Raw genomic sequence first — 17043 nt, 5'->3', positions numbered from 1 at the left:
CCGCAGTGAAAGCCATGCGGGACGTTTTGTTTTTAAATTAATCTGAACAATAATCACTATATGGTGTTGTCTCTGTAAGTCGATTTTTAACGGCTAAAAGTAGGTATAAATGTGGAAAGGAAATTTCTGTTTCGTGTCAGATTTTTATTTTTCAGGAAACAGTGTATCTTCAGGTCGGCGGAAGGAGAGACCGGCCACTTTTCGAAAAACGATAATAGATGAAATATATATTACTTATTCTGACTTTACAATTTGCAGTAGCCGTGGAAGCACAAAAGAAAGGAGAACTGGTAGAGATCGCAGACCACTTTAGTTTTACGGAAGGGCCGGTAGCAGATGCCCGTGGAGATATTTATTTTACGGACCAGCCAAACAACCGGATATGGAAATACTCGGCATCGGGCGAGCTGATACGCTTTCTGGAACCCTCGGGACGCGCTAATGGTCTGGCCATGGATAACGATGGCTGGCTGGTAGCCTGCGCCGACGAGAACAACGAAATCTGGCGTATCCATCCGGAAACACGGGAGATAGAAGTGCTCGTTGGAACATACGCGGGAAAGCCTCTTAACGGGCCAAACGATTTATGGATTTCCTCTTCGGGGAACTACTACATCACGGACCCCTACTATCAACGTTCCTATTGGTCGAGGACTTCTGCCGAGCTGCCCGAAGCTTTATATATGTATCAGCAGGGGAAACTGCTACAAGTGGATAGCAATTTCGTCCGGCCCAATGGTATTGCGGCATCTCCTGATGAAAGGAAGCTGTACGTTGCCGACATCGGGGACAACAAGACATACGTTTACGATATTGCAGAAAATGGCGCTCTTCACAACAAACGTTTGTTTTGTGACCGCGGCTCTGACGGGATGACAACGGATAAGAAGGGAAACGTGTATCTAACAGGGGATGGTGTCTTTGTCTATACGCCTCAGGGCGCATTGCTTCGCCATATCAAGGTTCCCGTAAAATGGACCGCGAACGTCTGCTTTGGCGGTAAAGAGAGCGAATATCTATTTATCACGGCATCGGAGAAGATATTTAAAATATATCCGGACTGGTAGCGGATTACAACGCAGTTTTAAAGGTGGATGGAAATAGTCATCGTGTGGGGTTTGCCGACCGGCGGCCGAGATACATCTTCTGTATCCATATCAGGTGTTTGCTATCGGCGAGGTATTCCACTTTTTTTCCCTTAAAAGCCATATAGGAGGCTTTTTTCTCGCTTTCAATAACAAACTCCATAAAGGTTTGAAGGTAAATTTCCCGGTCGTCTGAAGGCAGCTCGCTCTTCTTGGAAATATAAGCTACTAAATCTTTATCAATATGGAGCCGGATGGTCTTTCCTGCATCTCGGGCAAACCATAGGAGAGGGGGCTTCAGGCTTTCTACAAAGATACCAGAGCTGACGTCTCCGTCGGGCGTTTCAACCAGATATGCCCTAAAATCGAATCCTCCTAATTCGATATGGTCGATAAGCACAAGCTTTTTCATAATTTACTGCGCTGGTGGATATAACTTTTGAATTATCCATGCCCAAAAACGATTGCTCTAGCTCAACCTGAACAAAGTATCATCAAAAATGTTTTCATAAAGCAACCTTAATCTGACCTGCCTTCGTGGCAGAAGCCCCGGCGTCCGTCTTAAACAAACAATCCCGCTTTTTGTTATCAGATAAATAATGATCTAAGCTTATCGATATGATAGATTTCGAAAAAATATTTATACATGGCGCAGAGTGGGCGTTCGTCATGGAGATTGTCGGACGGACGTTCGTTATGTTTTTGATAATTCTCTTGATATTGCGCCTCTCGGGGCGACGTGGCGTCCGGCAACTGACGCTTTTTGAGGTGGCAATCATTATTGCCTCCGGATCTGCGGCCGGGGACCCTATGTTTCAGGAAGATATTCCCGTGGTCTATTCCTTGGTCGTCTTAATAAGCATCATTATCGTGTACAAGCTGGTTACCTTGTGGGCATCGCGATCTGTCGCCGTGTCCCACCTGTTGGAGGGAAAGGCTATGGTTGTAGTGAAAGATGGTGTCTTCGATGTTAAACATGAGAACGATAACAACTACTCGAAAATGGAGTTTTTCGCAGAGCTGCGTAATCAGTCTGTCGAACATCTCGGGCAGGTGAGGCTTGGAGTGCTCGAGGTTGACGGGACACTGAGCTTATTGTATTATCGCGATGAAGATGTACGGTATGGCCTTCCGCTATTTCCGACTGCTTATAAGGAAATTGAATCCGAGAAGGAGCAGGGGCCGTTCGCCTGTATGTATTGTGGGAGGGTGGAAACGCATCTGTCCGACCGGAGGGCAAAGTGCGCACGATGCCGGCGCGATAAATGGACGAAAGCGATGAATGTACGACGTGTAAGCTGAGCTTACAAGCCGGGCAGCCGACATGTCTGTCGTCGCTACGCATAATGGATTTAGCAGCCGTTTTAGCAGGTAGACGTCTTGGTATTCTGCTGTGTGGATGCTATCTTTATACCGCTGATTGATCAACCATTTGTAAACGATGATAATTAACTATAGGCGGAAGAAGAGGGTAGTGGCACGATACATGGCTTTGCTCGTGTGTATAATCGGATGCGGTTCCTGCTCGGGGAAAAAGCTTTTACAATCATACCAGTCGGAACGAATCCGGATGAAGAGCTTAGCCGAACAGCGGCTGGCCTCGCACGTGGAAGAGTTTAATAGCTATGACGATCGGCCACCATCAGATGGCCCGTTTGACGGGTCGAATAACCTCGGTTTTTTGCGGGCCAATATTCCCTTCTTTATCAGCTCTAACGATACAATTGACAAAATCTACAACTACCGCTGGTGGATGATCAGTAAGCACCTTAAGCATTATAATGACCCGTTGGACAAAAAATCGTATTGGGTAGTCACGGAGTTTTTCGGTGTAAAACCCTGGGCTTCGCTGAGCGGCGCTATAACTTGTCCCGCCGGGCACCAGTTTTACGATGTTCGGTGGCTCCGCGACAGCCAGTACCTGCGCTCTTATGCCGATTATTTTATGCGCGGTTCTGCTTCCAGATTGCAGCAACGCGAGAATGAAAATTTCCTTACATACATGAGCCGCCCCGAAAGCCATCATTTTTCAAGTTGGATGATCGACGGCGTAGACGCGTTTTTAAGGGTTCACCCCGACGAAGCTTGGCGGGAAGACATCCTGCCTTATCTGGAGCAGCACCAGCAGGTTTGGGACAGCCTCTTTACCGTCAAAAGGACAGGAGCAAAAACAGACGGGATGTATAAAATTCTGGATTTGTATGACGGAATGGAGTTTAGTCTTTCCGCGGTGCTAGGGTTGATAGCGAGCGACGGGGCATACGCCAACTATACGGAGGACAGCTGGCGGGATCTCTACCTCGGGTGGGGCACAACCGAACGTGCTGCGGCGTCGGTTCAGGCTTCCGCTTATCCAACGGCTTATCGAAAGGGGTATCCGGATTTTTACCTGGTCCGCCCGTCCGTAAACAGCTATGCCTATGGGAACCTGCAGGCTCTTGCAACGCTCTATGGACGCAGTAACAGCGCATCGCCGGCAAGCCGGACAAAAGCCGCCCTGTACCAGAAAAGGGCCGACGAACTGCGGAATAAGGTGCTGGGCGTACTCTGGAACAACGACGACGTCTTTTTTAATACGTATAGTGCGGGGGATAATGAATTTGGTGTTCGGGATTATGAAGCGCGCGTGCGCGAATCTGTTGGATATACGCCCTGGTATTTCGGTCTGATACCGCGGGATGGCCGCCGTCCCTATGCGTCGGCCTGGGACATGTTTGGCAGCAAAGATGGTTTCTATAACCATAAGGGAATGACCACTGCCGAACGCCTGCATCCCTACTATAACGAGCAGGCCTATGCGTGGAACGGACGCGGCTGGCCGTTCCAGAATTCTGTTGTTTATAAGGCATATGCAAACTATCTCCGTGACTATAAGGAACAAGTGACACACGCCGACCGTTCGCTGCTGTACGACTATATCGAAAAGTTGGCCGTGATGCACGACTTTGCTGAACCTAATATCGGCGAATGGTATATTCCGAGTGATGGGGAGCGCTTTGGAGGCGAAAAAGATTACTTTCATTCCACCTTTCCAGATATCATCATACAGGACCTGTTGGGCTTTATTCCGTCTCATGATGATATATTTATACTCGATCCTTTACTGCCTGACGATACGTGGGAGTACTTCTACCTGGGAAACTTACGTTACCACGGACATGATATTGATATCATCTGGAAGCGGGATTGGGACGTGGGCCGGGACGGCAACCAAAGTAGATTATGTATCTGGGTGGACGGGAAATTGGTTTCCGTCAGCACGGAATTGAACAGACGTCTTGTTATAAGTTTGGGAAGATAATATAGTGGGGCCTAAAGTTGTAATAGCTAATGGCAGATGGCAGATGGCAGATAGCAAATAGCAGATAGCGGATGGCTATAAGCTGTAAAGGTGTTAATTTGTAAAGTCGTAAAACGAGAGGCTAATGGCTAAAGGCTAATGGCAGATAGCAGATAGCAGATAGCAGATGGCAAGCGGCATATGACAGCTAACCTATAGGCTAACAGCTATAAACCTACACTCTCAAATCTCAAATCTCACTTCTGACTTCTCACTTCGTTATACAGATGGCAGATGGCTATAAGCTGTACAGGTGTTAATTTGTAAAGTCGTAAAGCGAGAGGCTAATGGCTAAAGGCTAATGGCAGATAGCAGATGGCTATAAATCGTGAAGTGGTTTTTGATAACAACGAGCGTCATCTAACCATTCTAACCCATCTAACTACTCTAACTCCTAATAATAGCCGTTAAGTCGTGAAGATGTAAATTGAGAGGCTAATGGCTAATGGCAGATGGCAGATAGCAGATAGCAAGCGGCAGATGGCAGCTAACCTATAGGCTAACAGCTATAAACCTACACTCTCAGATCTCACTTCTAACTTCTGACTTCTAACTAAGTGTGTTTTCAGCTTAAAATGTTTCTGATATTCTCCTTCTCCGTATCACCGAGAGGCAGGGTTTGATCAATTACAGCAAGGATCTCTCCCCGCTTGTTGGTCTGAAGCAGAAGGTCAATAAAACCGAGATATGCTTTGAGATAATCGAGCTTCATGCTGACAAATACCCGAGGCTCCGCAATACAAAGTTCCCGAAGTAAACTGATCACCTGTTTTTTTCTTAGCTGTTCCTCTTCCTCCTCGCCATAGTGGGGCAAAATGTTGCGGTTCTGGATATGCAATACGGTGCTCTCGGCTACATGCTCCCGCACGTATCGTTTCTGCTTGCGTTCCAGTAGATTACGAAGCTCTGCTGAAAGCTTTCTGAATATAACGTGATGCTGATGCTCACTAAATAGGTTGTTCTCCTGCCCGCCTGCTAAGGATGCCTGTTCGAATACATTAAAGAAAGCCGATTCCACATATACGCTGTGGTGGAAATTTATAGCGTTGTTATTGAAGCTGGTGAGCTCTTTTGCGACTTCTATCTTCTCCGTATTTAGGAAATAGTAATAATACCGGTCGCCAATGGCCTCGCGCCACCGGACGAACGTCACTTTGAAATTATAGGCGCTATCGGAGGTCCCCGCAATATCCCAATGAACCGTTTCATTTTCCAGAATAAGATGCTCATAGCGGAGACGTCTGCCGTTAATGGTTATCTCATATTGTTGATCCCTGTTCAGAAACAGGAACCATCCGAACTCAAGAGCAAGAAAGTCGAAAAATGCTGCAGATTCCAGAAACCCGGCATTCAGACCGAATATCCCTTCCAACAATACGGTCGTCCCGGTGTCCGTTTTCAGAGAGGCTATTTTAAAGGAGTCTTCGTAGATATGTTTCTGGTCTCCGTCGATGATGATGTCATATTCCTGGATGACATCTCCTTCTCTATAGCGTGTCTTCCATGTCGCCCGTGCGGCGAAAAGCGAAAAAGAGAACCGTCCCTTTCCTTTTCTCCCCCTGACGTAAGACGTCCGTCTCAAGGAGACTTTTTTCATGGAATCGAGGAAATTTCCAAAGGACATGTTCAGGCTGCGGTGGTCGATGCCTTCACCATTATCTTCAATACTGATGCTGTCAATATAGCCCAGTTCGTTGCTTTCGTAGCTGATGGCAATCTTGCTGGCCTTCGCATCGAACCCGTTCCAGATGTATTCGGCAATAGCATACTTCGGATCTTTAGGCAGGCCGACAGCATCTATGCTCGTATTGGTAATATGGGCGCTGTTTTTCATCGGTAGCTGTTTGTTATACTAAGTTACGCAATATCTTTGTTCTAGATGATATTTTGATAGAAAATAGTGTTTCCGGCCGGATGGATATTATCCCAATATAATTTGATATATTTTGTGTGTGGGAAAGCTGCATACAAAGCGGCATCCGTTGTAACGGGCGAAGCTCCATAAGTCATTGCCGGCTGATTTTTTGTGTATGTGATCCCGATCATTTTTTCTTTATCGATATTTAACGAAGTTTACTGTGGTTAAATTTATAGGCTAACAGGCCGTCAATTAAGGGAAACCCGTCCCCTGGGTTTCCCTTCTTTTTGGTAAAAAATGATAGCCTCTTCACGGTAGCAGACCGCAACCTGAGGAGCGCTTATGGCCAATGAAGGGGAAGATACATCGGTTTTAGTTCAGATGATTTTTATATTGCGATTCACAAATACAAAGCATTTTTTACGTAAGTTTGGGTATGTCGTTGACCGTAAGAGAATATCGGGAGCTGATTCTGCCGAGACCAGAAGTTTCAGATGAAGAGGCCAATAAGCTAATTGATCTATATAAAAAAGGGACTAGTGAAACCTCGTCTATCGATAGCGTTCAAAAGTGGATAGTCAGGTTTGACAAACACGATATCGTCAATATTTTGGGAGAAGCTTTTCCGTTTGATAACAGACGTCTTTTTGACGCCCTGATAGTCAGCGAGTACTTTGATAAATTTGAGTACCTCGATTGGCATATTTCTTATTACGGCTATAATGCGGACAAGGAGGAATTTCTGATTAGTCTTGAGAAATAGGTGCCTATCGTTACAGTCCGCTATGTGTGCCGTCGCCTGTCGGTACACGTCTGGACAACCTTCCGCTATGCATGGTATATTTGAAAAAATAATGGTATAATTCACAAAGGACCATTGATAACTCTTTTTTCTACCTAATTTCGGCGTGATTTATTACAATTATGCTGAAGACAATTTTAATCTCGCTTCTACTGTGGTATGGTATCTCAATCGCTGTCGCCCAGCAAGGCGCTGTAAAAGGAACAGTAAAAGACGCTGCGGATAGTCAGCCCATGCGCTATGCAAGTGTCTCCTTAATAGCAGAGGGAGGCAACGTTATCGAAGGACAGTTGACGGACTCCTTGGGAACGTTTTTGTTCAGCCGCATCCGCGCCGGCGTGTACACGGTTTCGTTCAAATTTCTTGGCTACGACCATGCTTATACGGACAGCGTTGTGGTAGGCGCTAAAGTCGTTGACGTAGGCACCGTGTTTTTACGTGCTGCCGATCAGTTTTTGGATACGGTCGAAGTTACGGGGAGGCGGGCACCGCAGGAACATCGTTTGGATAGACAGACTTACAACGCCGCCCAGTTTCAGCAGACTGTCGGCGGAACGGCGCTGGACGTCGTAAAAAACTTACCTGCAATTTCCGTGGATGGCCAGGGGCAGATCAGTTTAAGAGGGGCTTCCGGCGTGCTGGTGCTAATCAACGATAAGCCCGTCGTCCTGGACCCTGTTACTTTTCTTTCGCAGATTGCAGCCAACGATATCCTGGAGGTTGAATTTATTACCAACCCATCCGCCCGTTATGATCCCGACGGAAAAGGGGGAATACTGAATATAAAAACAAAGAAGGCCAGCCAAGCTGGGGTTTCATGGATCGTTAACGTTCAGGGCGGACTTCCAAGTATACACGATTACGGGAATAAAGAGGCCCAACAACGTTACGGTGGTGACCTTTCTGTATTTTACCAAAGGGACAAGGTCGATTTTAGTGTGGCGTTGAACTACCTGCGAAACGATAACGCTGGATTCCGCGACGGCGACGTAAACACGATCATTGACAACCGGCAGACTTTCTTTCCGTCGGCGGGCGAACGGAGCTTCGACAAATATAACTACGGATTACGCATGAATACGGCCTATAAGCTTGCCGCTAACCAAAATATAAGCATAGGCGTCTTAGCTAACCGACGTTACCAAGATCGGTTGGCGGATATTTACTATGATAACCGGACGATAGATCTGACGTCGGGCAGCCAGATAGGGGGCATGTCGTATTTCAACTCAAACCTACAAAATAAGCAAGGTGAGTTTTATCTAATCGACCTAGCATATAAACTGAACGTGGGGATGCATAACCTGGGCCTCGGTGTTGTCTATGAGTACGCGAATATTCACGGTGGCACGGACAACTTAAATATCTTTCAGACGGACACTATACAATACGTTAAAAATACCTATAGAAACCCCTTAAATGGCCTTCGTGTTGATGTCTCTGACGAGGTTTCGTTGGATGGCGGAAAACTGACGTACGGGTATCAGTTCCGGACGGACGAGCAGCGCGGCACATTCCTCTACAAAGAGCAGGAGGGAGGCACTTCTGTGATTATCCCGGCATTCAGCGGCAGACTGAATGCATCGAACCATGTCCAGGGCGTGTATGCGCAGTATGAATTTACCAGAAGGGCGCTGACAGCGAGTATCGGCGCCCGCTACGAGTACTATCGTCGGCTGTTATATCTCAGGGACATAGACACGCACCACCGCTATCAGACGCATCAGATATATCCGTCGCTATCACTTATGTACGATATGGGTAACGACTGGGCATGGAAGGCGTCGGCCGGCCGCCGTGTACAGCGGACGAATAATTTCGAACTTAATCCGATTCCCGAGCGCGAACACTCCGAAACGCTTGAGCAGGGAGATCCTAACCTGCTGCCTGAATTTATAAGCACAGCAGAGACGGGGTTGGTAAAAAATATGGCGAATATGAGCCTGTTTGCCAATATATACTTTCAGCACGTAAAGAACCCGATCCAACGGACCAATAGCGTGTATAACGATACGATTCTGAACCGATTGTTCACCAACGCGGAGCGTGCCACGAGGTGGGGACTTGAGTTGGGTGGACAGGCCAAGCCGCTGACATGGCTACAGCTGAACCTGGGGGGGAACCTCTACCGATATGCCGTCTCGGGGCTGTCTTTCGGAAATCAGAATGAAAGCGGCAATGCCGATCTGGTTTTTTCTTTCAACGCGGGAGCACAGCTGGCGTTTTTGCCTACATGGAACCTCTCAGCAAATATCAACTATTTGTCCAACCGCCCGACCGTTCAGGGATGGGACTCCCGCTTTGTGACACCTCATCTGGCGCTGAAGAAGTCATTTTACAAGAATGCGGTGTATGTTCTACTGCAATGGCAAAACCTCGAATTGGGAAACTGGGGTGTCAACGAGCAGCGTATTACGACGTCCGGCAGCGACTTTTTCACGACAACGAACTACGTATACGAGAAGAATATATTGCTCTTAAACGTCAACTTCAATCTTAACCGGATAAATCAGCTGCTGAAGCTGCCCAAGAGCGAATTCGGCGAAAAAGAGTTTTAGACCCCGTCAGGATCGGCGAAAGCTCAGGGGCGTTGAACCTGTATGGCGTTTGAAATATTTTACAAAGTGCGAACTGTCTTTGAACCCCAGCGCTAAACCGATCTCGGACACCGTGGCAGATGTATAATACAATAGCCGCTTTGCTTCACGTATTATATGTATGGCTAGTACCTGCGCGGCAGTTTTGTCTGCGGCCTTTCTGCAGACGGTATTAAGGTTTTGTGGCGTAGTATGCAAAAGATCGGCGTAGTGGGCCACATTATTTGTCAGCTGTTCCTGCCGGTTCAACAGTGCGCAATATCGGTTGTAGATATTCTCTCCCTCTACGGCGGGCTTCATTTTATTCGTAACGTACCGCTCGTTGACCTTGATCAAAAATATTTTGAACAACGATTCTACAGCTGCCATATTGTTTTCATGCATCAATAAGTCGAGAATGATGTCTAACGTGTGATCAGCCTGCAGGGGGTAATAACTATGCGAACAAAGTGTTTCGAACAGGCGGACCAGTTCGGTGTCTAAGCTGTTCTCGATCAGTTCCTTTTTCAAAAGTAGAACGTAGCCCTCCGGAACCTCCGTTATTGACCAATGATGCACCTGCTCTCTTCTGATGATAAAAAGGCTAGCCGGTGAAATGGGATACTTCACATCGTCTATGACGTGCACACCTGCCCCCTGCGTTAAATAAATCATCTCGCAATAGCCGTGGTGGCGGTGGGGGGAGGTCTCTCTTATTTCTTTTTTAAAAGTGGATACAGCGATCAGCCTGCCGCTATCGCTCTTGTCTTTTACTTCTATATCTTTTTTCATGTGGTAAAGTCGGGGCAGCAATATAATATATTTTTTCTGTGTAAAGCGCTGCCTGGTCAAGACTTTACATAATCTTCATGTTGTCGTACGCTGTTGTTGCTACGTAAAAGGTACTCTACTTGACAGCCGCCCCGATGGGACGGTTTCGAACGTATACGGGTACATTAGGAATACCTGCTGTACTGGAAAAAGTACGGTAATCATCTGTCCGCTGAACCAACCATGTGTAAAGCCGGTTCTACTGCGGCGGGGGCAGAACAAGCGGGAATAGCCTCTCGGGTTTTACCCGCCATCGTGGACTGCGTTGATGCATATCACTTTGTAGAAACAGACTATGAAACACTATTGTATTGATCATCTTACCACTTATCTGTCTATTATTGAGGAAGATCAGCGACGTAACGATATGGGCGATGCGCCGTTGGAGGCATATCTGTTTCGTGGACAATCGGCAGATTACCCCTTAATCCCGAAATTGTGTAGGCATATAAAGCAGGAAATACTTGAGCGGGAAGCACAGATTTTAGCTGAATTCAAACGGGCGAATCCGTTGTTGCTGTATCCGTATCAGCTGTTGGATGATTGGGATTGCCTGACGCTTGGCCAGCACTACGGGTTGCCGACACGGTTTCTCGACTGGTCGACAAACGCGCTCACCGCGCTATGGTTTGCACTGAAGCAGCGCGGCGACACGGCCGATGACGCGATTGTGTGGATCCTTCGGACAAAAAGGGAGCATTATGTGGAAGAACTGACCGGGAAAAGCCCCTTTGAGCTCGAACGGAGCATGTTCTTCCGTCCGCGAATTTTAAAACAGCGTATCAATAATCAGTCGGGCGTTTTCAGTGTACTGTGCGACGAAGATTTGCTGAACGGCGTAAGACTGGACGAGATGCCTCAGTTTAATGCCAACCTCATCAAAGTCAGCATCCCCAACAAGGCGCATAAACAGTTGCTTGCACAACTTCATACGCTCGGCATCCATGCGTTCAGCATATTCCCTGAACTCGACGGACTGTGCGCATACCTCGAGTGGAAGTATACCAGCGGCTTCGAGAAAGATCATACGTCGCCTTTCTGAAGACCGAAGCGGCCCCAGACGGTAACTGTTAAGACATTTTTTTTTGGACCGTACCTGCTCTTTTGATCCATTTGGAAAGGTGATCGGCTTGAAAAACCGGTGCGCCCTTTTCATCGAGGAGACCCAGCTTTTGAGCCAATTCTTTTGTCGCCGATTTTAGTGAGGAAGGATCTCGGTTGCCAGGGTGGTGTGTCTGAACATACTGATAATTCTCGATTGCTCTGTTGATGATCTTTAACTCAGAGCGGTAATCTTTTTGTTTTCGAAAAATGACCATCAGACGGGAATATGCCTGTATGTTCAGCGGATCCTGTTTAAGCGCGCTTCTATAACATTGAATGGCCTCTTCGAACTTTCCATCCTTTTCAGCCCTTTTGGCATCTCGGAGCTTAGCGTGAAGCCCCATCCTGTTTTGTGTCACGATTTTTTATCTTTAAATTACTAAGAAAATGACAGCTCATGCGGTACCGACGTTGTTAGAGAACAATGCCAACAGGTAATGGTTTGATATCCATCACAGGAAACATTGAGCGTCCGCTGACAGGGGTTCGTTAAGCACTCCGCAAGATAACCGACAGCCCTCTCTGACGATGGTGTGTCCAAAGAATCCGGAAAGGACAAAATAAATTTGCATCGTTATTTTTAATATCGTAATATTGCGATATATAAAAAGCACATGGGAATCACGAAGACAGAAATATATAGCACGGAGCACAACAGGCTCGGCACAATTTTGAAAGTATTGGGGCATCCGGCGAGAATTGCGATTCTTCAATATATTATAAACCAAAAAGCATGTATCTGTAATGATCTTGTGGAGGAGCTCGGATTAGCCCAAGCAACCATTTCGCAGCATCTCAAAGAATTGAAGAATATTGGGATTATCAAGGGATCAATTGAAGGAAAGTCTGTTTGCTATTGTATAGACGAGCAGGTGTGGCGGCAGTATCAACAAGATATTAATGCTTTCTTTAATCAGGAGGTGACAGTAACGGATTGCTGTTAAATTTTTTTATGTTTAATATCGTAATATAGCAATATACAGTTAATCAATATATACTATGAAACTATCAGCCATCAAGGAGATTCTCCGCACGTTACAGACGGTAGAATTCCAACTGGAAAACGGTACCCCTGTTCCTGAACACTTTCATGTGACGGAAGTGGGGCAGGTGACCAAGAGCTTTATCGATTGTGGCGGCGTTATCCGTCAGGAGCGCATCGTCAGCTTACAGCTTTGGAACGCAGACGATTATGCACATCGTCTTAAACCGGAGAAGCTGCTGCGTATCATCGCACTTTCAGAAGAAAAGTTAGGAATCGAGGATGGGGAGGTAGAGGTGGAGTACCAAAGCGATACCATAGGCCGGTATGATCTGGCGTTTGACGGACAGCGTTTTCTATTGAAAAATAAAGCAACGGCCTGTCTGGCTCCGGGCGCCTGTTGTGTAGCCGATGAAAAGCCGAAAGTCAATCTCTCCGCATTACCGGTAAATCCGTCCTGTTCTCCGGGATCAGGTTGTTGTTAAATAAGAAGATACGCCTATGAACCCACAACTATTAAAGACGATTCAAGGGATAGTCGAGACTGTCTCTGTTTCCAACGAACGACAGACGGTTCTGCAGCCGTTGATCGATTATGTGCAGGAAAGAGTCGCGCGTCGGGAACCTGTGAGCTTAACGTTCATCTGTACGCATAATTCGCGCCGTAGCCACTTTTCGCAGGTCTGGGCGCAATGTGCCGCGGCTTACTTCAATATCCCGGAAGTGTACTGCTATTCCGGTGGAACGGAAGAGACAGCCTTGTTCCCTGCCGTAGCCGAGACGTTGCTCGCACACGGATTTCATGTCTTTAACATTAGTCATGGACAGAACCCCGTCTACGCCATAAAATATGATGTCAACGCGCAGCCGCTGATAGGTTTTTCAAAAACATACGATAGCCCTTTTAATCCGTCGTCGGCTTTCGCGGCCGTCATGACCTGTTCTCAGGCAGACAGCGGATGTCCCTTTATTGCCGGCGCAGACAGGCGTATACCGCTCACGTTTGAAGACCCCAAGGTGTCTGATGGCACGCCCGACCAAGGACGGGTTTATACGGAGCGAAGCATACAGATAGCAGCCGAGATGCTTTTCGTTTTTTCAAAGGTTAACCTTATATGATGCAGCCAAAACTAAAATTTCTGGATAGCTATTTAACCGTATGGATATTCCTGGCGATGGCCGTGGGCATCGTGTTGGGATATCTGCTTCCTGTGTCGACATGGATGGACGCATTTACGTGGGGCACGACCAACATGCTGCTGGCTGTCGGTCTGATTGTCATGATGTATCCGCCGCTGGCTAAAGTCGACTATTCGTTGCTGCCGCTGGCTGTAAAGGACAAAAAGGCTATTAGCCTGTCCCTGCTGTTGAACTGGATTATTGGTCCCGTGCTGATGTTTCTGCTTGCCATCCTCCTCTTGCGCGATGAGCCGGATTACATGATAGGGCTAATCTTAATCGGCCTTGCCCGTTGTATTGCCATGGTGATCGTCTGGAACGACCTGGCGCGTGGGAATAGAGAATACGCTGCGTTATTGGTCGCACTGAATAGCGTCTTTCAGGTGTTTACCTATAGCTTTTTAGTCTGGCTGTTTATCAACGTATTGCCAGCGAAGCTCGGTCTTGCGGCGTTCGATGTACAGGTGTCTGTGGCTGAGGTGACGCAGAGCGTGCTCGTCTATTTGGGAATTCCTTTTTTAGCAGGCTTCTTAAGCCGGTACTTTTTAATAAAGCGCAGGGGTGAGATGTGGTATACGCGGAAATTCATACCCAAGATCTCTCCGTGGACACTGTATGCCTTGTTATTTACCATTGTCCTGATGTTCAGCCTAAAGGGAGATAAAATCGTGGAGCTACCGATGGATGTGCTGAAGGTGGCTGCGCCCTTGGTTATTTATTTTACGTGCATGTTTTTCCTGAGCTTTTTTATTGGAAAATATGTTGGATTGCCTTATGATAAAAACACTTCGATAGCATTTACCGCTACGGGCAACAATTTCGAGCTGGCGATAGCTGTTGCCATAGCCGTGTTTGGTATTCACTCGCCACAGGCATTCGTCGGCGTAATTGGACCGCTTGTTGAAGTACCTGTACTTATTCTATTGGTAAGAGCTAGCTTGTGGCTGAAGAACCGGTATTATCGGTGATGCCGCCGATCCGGAAACCAGCGGACGCGGGGCTCCGTCAGTGGGGAGATGATGGAACTATACCGTATGTCTTATTTTGTAAAAACCACGTTACCTCATGCGTCCTATGGTCCTTCTGTTGTAACTTAAGACGACTTGTTGTGCCGTAGCGCCGTTGGGAATTTACGTTGCTGACCGTTTATCGAATGTTAACGAAAACTTAATCTTCGGGCCCGCTTTAAAAAAAAGGATAATACTAGTTTTGCAACGCCCGATATACTGACGATGACGTACTTGAGTGAATATAAACAGACGATGCTTTATAAGGCCATCGCCCGCGGTGATCAAAAGGCGTTTGCCGAATTCTACAGATCACGGTTTGACCGGCTGGCAGCAACGGTTTATTATATACTGAAAGACAAACAACAGGCAGAGGAAGTTATCCAGGACGCATTCCATACTATTTGGGACCGCCGTTCGGAGATTCAATCAATTGGCAACGTGGACGCTTATCTATTTGTGCTTGCCAAAAATAAATCTTTAAATTACCTAAGGTCTAATGTGAGACGGAAACAGCTGGAAAGCAGCTTCCGGGAGGAACCCCGGGAGGTGTATGTTGAACAGGGCCCCTCTGAGCCTGACTATTACGTTTGGGTAGACCGGGCGGTCGAGCTGTTGCCCCCACAGCAGAAAAATGTTTATATCCTTAGCCGCGTCAGACGAAAGAAATACCTTGAAATTGCGGAAGAAATGAATATCTCCAGGGAATCGGTAAAAAAATACCTCCGTCTGGCAAACGATTCCATAAAAAGGTACCTCACTGCACATAAGGATTCGATTGTTTCACTCTTTTTGATTTTTTCAGTTTTTTAATACCCCCTTTTTTTTCCATAACGTGTCTTGTATATAAAGCAACGTTGCTATATCAGAATGCAAGACGAAAAAGAACAACTTATTCTCCTGCTGAAAAAGCAGATCGATGGCCAGCTGTCCGCTGAGGAAGGCAGGAGATTACACGACCTGTTATCCCGGATGTCTACCGAGGAACAGGAGGATATTTTTAACAATATATGGTTGGAAACCGTCGAGGACGAAGGGTTGCAACATCCGTTTTCCGAAGAGGAAAGGGAAGCGGTGCTGAGCCGCGTTCTGGAAGGAAGCACGGCAGATCATATACCGCCATCGCGTCCCCGTCGCTTTGGCATACAGGCTTCGCTGTCTGCGGCCGTCGTCCTTGTAATTATTTCCGTCACGGCAATCTTTTTTTTAAGAAGAGAAACAAAAGTACAGCCCGATTTACCTTCACCAGGTAAGATCGCCCAGGTAGCAGACGTAGACCCCGGAAAAGAAAGGGCTGTCTTTGCTACGGAGGACGGAAAAGAGGTGACCTTAGACAGGGAGTTTGTCGGCACCATAGATTCGGGAAACAATTTCCGGATTGTCAGACTTCATACAGGGGAAATCAAGTATCAACATATCGAAGGACACCCCGCAACCCGCCATACGGTGCGCACCCCACGCGGAGGACAGATTAATTTCATTTTGCCGGACGGCACAAAGGTGTGGCTAAATGCAGCGTCTTCCCTGACTTTCTCTTCAAATCTGGCGGATGATGAAAGGCTTGTCGATATGACGGGCGAGATTTATTTCGAGGTAGCCAGAGACCGTGGGCGGGCATTCATTGTAAAAGGCAACTTTGGCGAAATTGACGTGCTCGGCACGAAGTTCAATGTAAACACATATGATAGGCGGCGGAGCTATGCGGCTCTGGTTGAGGGGAGTATACGGCTGAGAACAGGAGCAGCTACTGTAAAGATGCGTCCTAATCAGTTAACTACAATAGCAGGGGATGGATCGTTAAAAACGTCGGTGAAGACAAATCTGAAGGATCTGATCGGCTGGAAAGACGGACTGTTTTTCTTTGAGGATGCTGATATTCAAACAGTAGCGGATCAGTTGTCGCGATGGTATAACATCGATGTCGAGATTATAGGGAATAAACGCCGTAACGAGATCAACGGTACAATCTCGCGGGACGTCAAGCTGTCAAAGATGATAGACATGCTTGCTTACCTGGGGTTAACCTGTGAATTTTCCAACAATAAACTAATAATTAAAAACGGGAGGAAGAGCCTATGATATAAAACTGTCTAGAAAAAAACGGAGAAGACAGACTGTAAAGTCAGGAAGTGCGGGAACACTCCCTGACAAATGCGATCTGTTCATTCAAACATTGTAGATTCATCAATCATTTAACGAACTAAAATCAGTTTAAAATTATGCATTTTGATTTAAAAGTTTATGGAGGAAAACGAAATAAACTTTATCGATTACTAGGA

General features: G+C 46.8%; 16 protein-coding genes. 12 read left to right on the top strand and 4 right to left on the bottom strand.

Annotation, left to right across the window (positions count from 1 at the left end):
• The first annotated feature begins 218 nt into the window (after positions 1-218).
• Positions 219-1067, top strand: a complete 849-nt coding sequence (locus tag BC792_RS12605) for an SMP-30/gluconolactonase/LRE family protein (RefSeq protein ID WP_148909374.1) — start codon at positions 219-221, stop codon at positions 1065-1067.
• A 37-nt stretch (positions 1068-1104) separates the two neighbouring features.
• Here the strand turns inward: BC792_RS12605 and BC792_RS12600 are convergent, their stop codons facing one another.
• A complete protein-coding gene (locus BC792_RS12600; protein WP_148909373.1) occupies positions 1105-1497 on the bottom strand; it encodes a hypothetical protein in 393 nt (130 codons plus the stop codon).
• Positions 1498-1703: 206 nt separating this feature from the next.
• Here BC792_RS12600 and BC792_RS12595 point away from each other — a divergent pair, with 206 nt between their 5' ends.
• Positions 1704-2387, top strand: coding sequence for a DUF421 domain-containing protein (locus tag BC792_RS12595; RefSeq protein WP_148909372.1), 684 nt, complete (start codon positions 1704-1706; stop codon positions 2385-2387).
• A gap of 268 nt (positions 2388-2655) precedes the next feature.
• Positions 2656-4386, top strand: coding sequence for an MGH1-like glycoside hydrolase domain-containing protein (locus BC792_RS12590; protein WP_148909371.1), 1731 nt, complete (start codon positions 2656-2658; stop codon positions 4384-4386).
• 604 nt (positions 4387-4990) lie between these two features.
• Here BC792_RS12590 and BC792_RS12585 read toward each other — a convergent pair.
• Positions 4991-6259 (bottom strand): ATP-binding protein, encoded by a 1269-nt coding sequence (locus BC792_RS12585; RefSeq protein WP_148909370.1) that lies wholly within the window; start codon positions 6257-6259, stop codon positions 4991-4993.
• A gap of 460 nt (positions 6260-6719) precedes the next feature.
• On the opposite strand from BC792_RS12585, the gene BC792_RS12580 reads away from it, so the two are divergent.
• Together BC792_RS12580 and BC792_RS12575 are read left to right on the top strand one after the other, a co-directional pair.
• Positions 6720-7046 (top strand): hypothetical protein, encoded by a 327-nt coding sequence (locus BC792_RS12580; protein WP_148909369.1) that lies wholly within the window; start codon positions 6720-6722, stop codon positions 7044-7046.
• Between the two features lie 161 nt (positions 7047-7207).
• On the top strand, positions 7208-9643 hold the full coding sequence (locus BC792_RS12575) for a TonB-dependent receptor (RefSeq protein ID WP_148909368.1): 2436 nt from the start codon (positions 7208-7210) through the stop codon (positions 9641-9643).
• Between the two features lie 6 nt (positions 9644-9649).
• Here BC792_RS12575 and BC792_RS12570 read toward each other — a convergent pair whose 3' ends face one another.
• Positions 9650-10453, bottom strand: a complete 804-nt coding sequence (locus BC792_RS12570; RefSeq protein ID WP_148909367.1) for a helix-turn-helix domain-containing protein — start codon at positions 10451-10453, stop codon at positions 9650-9652.
• A 334-nt stretch (positions 10454-10787) separates the two neighbouring features.
• Here BC792_RS12570 and BC792_RS12565 point away from each other — a divergent pair, with 334 nt between their 5' ends.
• The gene (locus BC792_RS12565) at positions 10788-11534 is read left to right on the top strand and encodes an FRG domain-containing protein (RefSeq protein ID WP_148909366.1); all 747 of its coding nucleotides are present in this window, start codon (positions 10788-10790) and stop codon (positions 11532-11534) included.
• 28 nt (positions 11535-11562) lie between these two features.
• On the opposite strand, the gene BC792_RS12560 is transcribed toward BC792_RS12565, so the two are convergent.
• Complete coding sequence (locus BC792_RS12560; RefSeq protein WP_148909365.1) at positions 11563-11955, bottom strand: tetratricopeptide repeat protein; 393 nt, start codon at positions 11953-11955, stop codon at positions 11563-11565.
• 255 nt (positions 11956-12210) lie between these two features.
• On the opposite strand from BC792_RS12560, the gene BC792_RS12555 reads away from it, so the two are divergent.
• The 6 genes from BC792_RS12555 (at position 12211) to BC792_RS12530 (ending at position 16843) form a co-directional block, all read left to right on the top strand.
• The gene (locus BC792_RS12555; protein ID WP_148909364.1) at positions 12211-12540 is read left to right on the top strand and encodes an ArsR/SmtB family transcription factor; all 330 of its coding nucleotides are present in this window, start codon (positions 12211-12213) and stop codon (positions 12538-12540) included.
• A gap of 55 nt (positions 12541-12595) precedes the next feature.
• Positions 12596-13063 (top strand): DUF6428 family protein, encoded by a 468-nt coding sequence (locus BC792_RS12550; protein ID WP_148909363.1) that lies wholly within the window; start codon positions 12596-12598, stop codon positions 13061-13063.
• Between the two features lie 16 nt (positions 13064-13079).
• Positions 13080-13697, top strand: a complete 618-nt coding sequence (locus tag BC792_RS12545; protein ID WP_148909362.1) for a low molecular weight phosphatase family protein — start codon at positions 13080-13082, stop codon at positions 13695-13697.
• On the top strand, positions 13697-14725 hold the full coding sequence (gene arsB, locus BC792_RS12540) for an ACR3 family arsenite efflux transporter (protein ID WP_148909412.1): 1029 nt from the start codon (positions 13697-13699) through the stop codon (positions 14723-14725). Before BC792_RS12545 ends, arsB begins: the two co-directional genes overlap by 1 nt.
• A gap of 264 nt (positions 14726-14989) precedes the next feature.
• A complete protein-coding gene (locus BC792_RS12535; protein ID WP_148909361.1) occupies positions 14990-15577 on the top strand; it encodes an RNA polymerase sigma factor in 588 nt (195 codons plus the stop codon).
• Positions 15578-15634: 57 nt separating this feature from the next.
• A complete protein-coding gene (locus BC792_RS12530) occupies positions 15635-16843 on the top strand; it encodes a FecR family protein (protein ID WP_148909360.1) in 1209 nt (402 codons plus the stop codon).
• Positions 16844-17043 lie beyond the last annotated feature (200 nt).

It is taken from the genome of Sphingobacterium allocomposti, assembly GCF_008124885.1.
Lineage (GTDB): Bacteria > Bacteroidota > Bacteroidia > Sphingobacteriales > Sphingobacteriaceae > Sphingobacterium > Sphingobacterium allocomposti.
The sequence above is the reverse complement of the archived record's forward strand: the minus strand, read 5'-3'. Positions and strand labels throughout refer to the sequence as shown.

Coding starts and splice junctions, on each gene's coding strand:
- BC792_RS12605 (WP_148909374.1), top strand. CDS start 219: ATGAAATATATATTACTTATTCTGACTTTACAATTTGCAGTAGCCGTG.
- BC792_RS12600 (WP_148909373.1), bottom strand. CDS start 1,497: ATGAAAAAGCTTGTGCTTATCGACCATATCGAATTAGGAGGATTCGAT.
- BC792_RS12595 (WP_148909372.1), top strand. CDS start 1,704: ATGATAGATTTCGAAAAAATATTTATACATGGCGCAGAGTGGGCGTTC.
- BC792_RS12590 (WP_148909371.1), top strand. CDS start 2,656: ATGAAGAGCTTAGCCGAACAGCGGCTGGCCTCGCACGTGGAAGAGTTT.
- BC792_RS12585 (WP_148909370.1), bottom strand. CDS start 6,259: ATGAAAAACAGCGCCCATATTACCAATACGAGCATAGATGCTGTCGGC.
- BC792_RS12580 (WP_148909369.1), top strand. CDS start 6,720: ATGTCGTTGACCGTAAGAGAATATCGGGAGCTGATTCTGCCGAGACCA.
- BC792_RS12575 (WP_148909368.1), top strand. CDS start 7,208: ATGCTGAAGACAATTTTAATCTCGCTTCTACTGTGGTATGGTATCTCA.
- BC792_RS12570 (WP_148909367.1), bottom strand. CDS start 10,453: ATGAAAAAAGATATAGAAGTAAAAGACAAGAGCGATAGCGGCAGGCTG.
- BC792_RS12565 (WP_148909366.1), top strand. CDS start 10,788: ATGAAACACTATTGTATTGATCATCTTACCACTTATCTGTCTATTATT.
- BC792_RS12555 (WP_148909364.1), top strand. CDS start 12,211: ATGGGAATCACGAAGACAGAAATATATAGCACGGAGCACAACAGGCTC.
- BC792_RS12550 (WP_148909363.1), top strand. CDS start 12,596: ATGAAACTATCAGCCATCAAGGAGATTCTCCGCACGTTACAGACGGTA.
- BC792_RS12545 (WP_148909362.1), top strand. CDS start 13,080: ATGAACCCACAACTATTAAAGACGATTCAAGGGATAGTCGAGACTGTC.
- arsB (WP_148909412.1), top strand. CDS start 13,697: ATGCAGCCAAAACTAAAATTTCTGGATAGCTATTTAACCGTATGGATA.
- BC792_RS12535 (WP_148909361.1), top strand. CDS start 14,990: ATGACGTACTTGAGTGAATATAAACAGACGATGCTTTATAAGGCCATC.
- BC792_RS12530 (WP_148909360.1), top strand. CDS start 15,635: ATGCAAGACGAAAAAGAACAACTTATTCTCCTGCTGAAAAAGCAGATC.